This is a genomic window from Okeania sp. SIO2F4, from assembly GCF_010672385.1.
Lineage (GTDB): Bacteria > Cyanobacteriota > Cyanobacteriia > Cyanobacteriales > Microcoleaceae > Trichodesmium.
Genome location: NZ_JAAHGT010000726.1, coordinates 1 through 5,003, shown reverse-complemented (window position 1 = coordinate 5,003; position 5,003 = coordinate 1). Strand labels below are relative to the sequence as shown.

The 5,003-nt window shown below is 33.4% G+C and carries 1 protein-coding gene; it reads left to right on the top strand.

Going from position 1 to position 5,003, the window contains the following annotated elements:
• On the top strand, positions 1–3,126 hold a 3,126-nt coding region (locus F6K22_RS31375; RefSeq protein ID WP_293107279.1), incomplete at its 5' end, for a tetratricopeptide repeat protein.
• Between the last annotated feature and the right edge of the window lie 1,877 nt (positions 3,127–5,003).

Genomic DNA, 5,003 nt, shown 5'->3' with positions numbered 1-5,003 from the left:
ATTCCCGCTCAAAAAGTCGAGAGTTTCGAGAATAGTATTGATTCAGTAATTGGGGAAAAATCAACGAATTTTAGAGAAGGGGAAAAATTGACTGGAGAAGGAAATAGAGAAGTTATTATTCCTGATGGAGAAGATGGGATTCAATCTCCTACTTTCAATTTGATTCCCGCTCAAAAAGTCGAGAGTTTCGAGAATAGTATTGATTCAGTAATTGGGGAAAAATCAACGAATTTTAGAGAAGGGGAAAAATTGACTGGAGAAGGAAATAGAGAAGTTATTATTCCTGATGCAGAAGATGGGATTCAATCTGCTACTTTCAATTTGATTCCCGGTCAAAAAGTCGAGAGTTTTGAGGAGACTATTAATAATTTACCTTACCCAGATGCAGTAGAAGAAAATCTTGAAAAAACAGGTAAATTTGCAACTTTTGAATATCAACAACCAGACTCAGAATTTCCCCAAAATTTATTAAAATTTCCAGCAGCAGATAGAGAACATGGGATTCAACCTACTACTTTCAATTTGATTCCAGAGAAAAAAGTCGATAGTTTCGAGAATACTTCTAATAACTTACCTTACCCAAATGAAGTAGAAGAAAATCTTGAAAAAACAGGTAAAGTTACGACTTTTGAATATCAAAAACCAGAATCAGAGTTTCCCAAAAATTTATTAAAATTTCCAGCAGCAGAAGCTTATATAAATCAAGCTAACCTTGCCTTGAAACAAGGAAATTTAGCAGCAGCGATCGCCTCTTGTAAACAAGCTTTGAAAATTCAACCAGATTATGCTCCATGTTATGTAACTTTAGGAAATGCTTTTTACCAACAAAATAATTTAGAATCTGCTTTGCGTGCTTATAGTCAGGCTTTAGAAATTGAGCCGGAAGTTGCAGAAGTTAATGGAAATCTTGGTAGTGTCTATTTGCAGTTAGGTGAATATAAACAAGCGCTTTTTCATTATCAAAAGGCTATTGACTTAAAACCTGGTTTGGCTGGTATTTATTGGAATCTTGGCAAACTATTTCAATATTTGGGAAAGGTTGATGAAGCTCTTGATGCTTGGGAAAAAGCATTAGAAATTCAACCGGATATAGTGGAGCCAGACTTTCACTTTAAGTTAGGCAATACTCTTGTTAAACTGAGTAGAATTAATGATGCAGTTAAGAGCTATGAGAGAGCAATTAATCTGAAGCCAGATTATACGGAAGCTTATAGTAATTTAGCTAATATTTTAGGAAAAGAAGGGGATAAAGAAGCAGCAGCTAATTATTATCAGCAAGCACTGAAAATTAATCCAGACTTAAAACATTTACATGAAAAACTAGCTAATAATTTATTGCTGAAAGGTGACTATGACCAAGCAATATTTCATTATCAAGAAGCAATAAAATATAACCCTAACTCCTATGATGCTTATGCCAACTTAGGAACAGCACTTTCCAATAAAGGATTATTAGAATCAGCACTAGAAAAATATCATAAAGCATTAGAACTTAAACCAAACTGGGCAGAAGTATACTCTCGCATCGGACATATTATTAAACAAGAAAAAATGGAAGAAGCGATCGCGACCTTTGAAAAAGCTATCGAAGTTAAACCAAAATTTGTCGAAGCTCATCAACAATTATGCGATTTGCTGAGTCATACAACTAAACTTGCCGAAGCAAGAAAAGCTGCCGATAATTTCTGTAATTCTTGTGGAGAAATAGCTCCTATTCTTTCAGGAGTTGCCTTTTTATTTTCCTACTTTCAATCAGGAGTTAGTGAAGTGGCAAACTCCAAACTTTCAGAAGTAGAAAAAATCTGTTATCAAAGTTGTGAAACCTTCACCGAAATAGAAATAAAACTACTCTATGAAATTTTCTTATTTGCCGTTTCTCACCTCCGAGATGACTTAGAAAGAAACGCTAATTTTTACAAATTAATAGCCAAACAATATTATCAAAATCGACCCACAATTTATCAAACGACAAAAACTCATACCTCTAGTTCTCAATCCTTAAAAATAGGATTCCTTTCCAAACATTTTCGCCGTCATTCTGTAGGTTGGTGTAGTGAAGCTTTAATCAGAGAATTATCTCAAATTACACCAGACGTTCATCTCTATATTACAGGTCCGTTGAAGAGAGACGATATTACTCAAAGATTTGAACAAATGTCTGTCAAAACTTATTGGCCGAAAAAGTATCCTAATGGGTTTCCGTCTTATGAAGAAATTACTGCACAAATATTAGAAGACAAGTTAGATGTAGTAGTAGATTTAGATTCAATGACATTGCCAGTAAATGTACATATTCTCCATGAAAAACCTGCACCAGTTTGTATATCTTGGTTAGGTTTTGATGCACCCTATATTTCTGAAAATAATTATTTTTTATGTGACTGGTATACCCATCCCCAAGGAAGAGAAAAACATTATCTAGAAAAATTAGTTAGATTGCCAGAAACATCTGTAGCTGTGGATAGGTTTGATAGTCGTTCCGTTGATAGAAATTATGCTAGAAATAGTCTCGGAATTGATTCAGATAAAATGGTTTATTTGTGTATAGCACCGGGGCGAAAAACTAATCCAGAAATGGTACGCGCTCAACTGAAAATTTTGCAACATACCCCACAAAGTATATTAATTCGGAAAGGTCAGGGAGACGTAGATATAATTTATCAAACCTATCTTCAAGAATCTGAAAATTTAGGTGTAGACTTTAATCGAATTATCTTTTTAGGACAAACTCAAACAGAAGAAGAACATCGAGCAATTTATCAGATAGCTGATGTTTTGTTAGATTCTTATCCTTATAATGGTGGTACTCATAATTTAGAAGCTTTATGGGAAAACTTACCAATAATAACTAGAGCTGGCGAACAATATTTATCTCGGATGGGTTACTCATTTTTGCAGAATATAAATCTAGATATAGGAGTTGCTTGGAGTTGGGAAGAATATACAGAATGGGGAATTAAATTAGGTAAAGATAATGGTTTAAGAAATTCGGTGCGGGAGCATTTGCAAAAGTCAAAAAATCCAGATAATTTAGCCCCTTTGTGGAATCCTCAAAAATTGGCAAAAGAGATGTATCAGATATTTGCTGAACTTTTGGTTTCGTCGGATAGATTATTGAAAGAATAGTATTTGAATAAAAATCAATAGGTAGTAGTGTACAAGTAGTGATTTTCTCAAAAAAAGTCAAGTAGTGTGCAAATACTATTTCTGAAAAACCAACAAATTAGAAGTCTTTTCTATTGCCTGTTTCTTGTCTTTACTTTACTTTGACTTAACTATAACGTCTCAGTTATGAGATTTTAGATATTGGTCTGGATAGAACCTCCTTTTACTGATTATTTACTTTGACTTAATTGCAAAGTCTTAGTTATGAGATTTTAGATAAAGATTTGAGCGATCGTTTCCTGAGCAGACTATTGCTTTAACTCAAACGTCTTAGTTAAATTTTGACACTTAACTTCTGAGTGGGGTAGGTAAAATTTATTTTGAAAATTCAACTTAACAGCCTACTTTTTCGTCCTAGGAGAAAACTGACTATCTATTTTGATTTAACTGCAACGTATTAGGGACTTCCAAATAAAAAATTATCCCATTAGCTATGAAAATAAGGGAGTAGGGAGTAGGGAGTAGGGAAGAAATTGAAAAAGTAAGGGAGTAGGGAATAACCAGTCAGGATATAGTAGATTTAGGGAGTACAAAAATTGGGATAATTTATTTTCTCCTATTCCCTTAGTTATGAGATTTTAGATAAAGATTTGAGCGATCGTTTCCTGAGCAGACTATTGGTTTAACTCAAACGTCTTAGTTAAATTTTGACACTTAACTTCTAATTCGCGTAGATAAAATTTATTTTGAAAATTCAACTTAACAGCCTACTTTTTAGTCTCAGGAGAAAACTGACTATATACTTTGAGTTAACTGCAACGTATTAGTTAAACGTATTAGTTAAACGTATTAGTTATGAGATTTTAAATAAAGATTTGAGCGATCGTTTCCTGAGGAGACTATTGGTTTAACTCAAACGTCTTAGTTGAATTTTGACACTTAGGTTCTGACTCTGGTCAGCAAAATATATTTTGAAAATTAAATTTAACAGCTAAGTTATTAGTCCTGGGGAAAAACTAACTATATACTTTGATTGAAACTATAACGTCTTAGTTACTAGATTTTAGATAAAGATTTGAGCGATCGCCTCCTGAGCAGACTATTAGTTTAACTCAAACGTCTTAGTTAAATTTTGACACTTAACTTCTGAGTGGGGTAGGTAAAATTTATTTTGAAAATTCAACTTAACAGCCTACTTTTTAGTCCTGGGAGAAAACTGACTATATACTTTGATTGAAACTATAACGTCTTAGTTACTAGATTTTAGATCGAGCAGTGAGCGATCGCCTACTGAGCAGACTATTGCTTTAACTCAAACGTCTTAGTTAATTTGACACCCAACTTCTAAGTTGAGATTCATCACTCAATTTTATTGCTTTTGAAAATTCAACTTAACAAACAACTGTTTAGTTCCACCAGAAAACTAACTATATACTTTGATTGAAACTACAACGTCTTAGTTACTAGATTTTAGATAAAGATTTGAGCGATCGCCTACTGAGGAGACTATTGGTTTAACTCAAACGTCCTAGTTAAATTTTGACACTTAGGTTCTGACTCTGGTCAGCAAAATATATTTTGAAAATTAAATTTAACAGCTAAGTTATTAGTCCTGGGAAAAAACTAACTATATACTTTGATTGAAACTATAACGTCTTAGTTACTAGATTTTAGATCGAGCAGTGAGCGATCGCCTTCTAAGGTAACTATATACTTTGATTAAACTACAACGTCTTGGTTATGAGATTTTAGATCGAGCAGTGAGCGCTCCCCTCCTGAGCAGACTATTAGTTTAACTCAAACGTCTTAGTTAAATTTTGACACTTAACTTCTGAGTGGGGTAGGTAAAATTTATTTTGAAAATTCAACTTAACAGCCTACTTTTTAGTCCTGGGAGA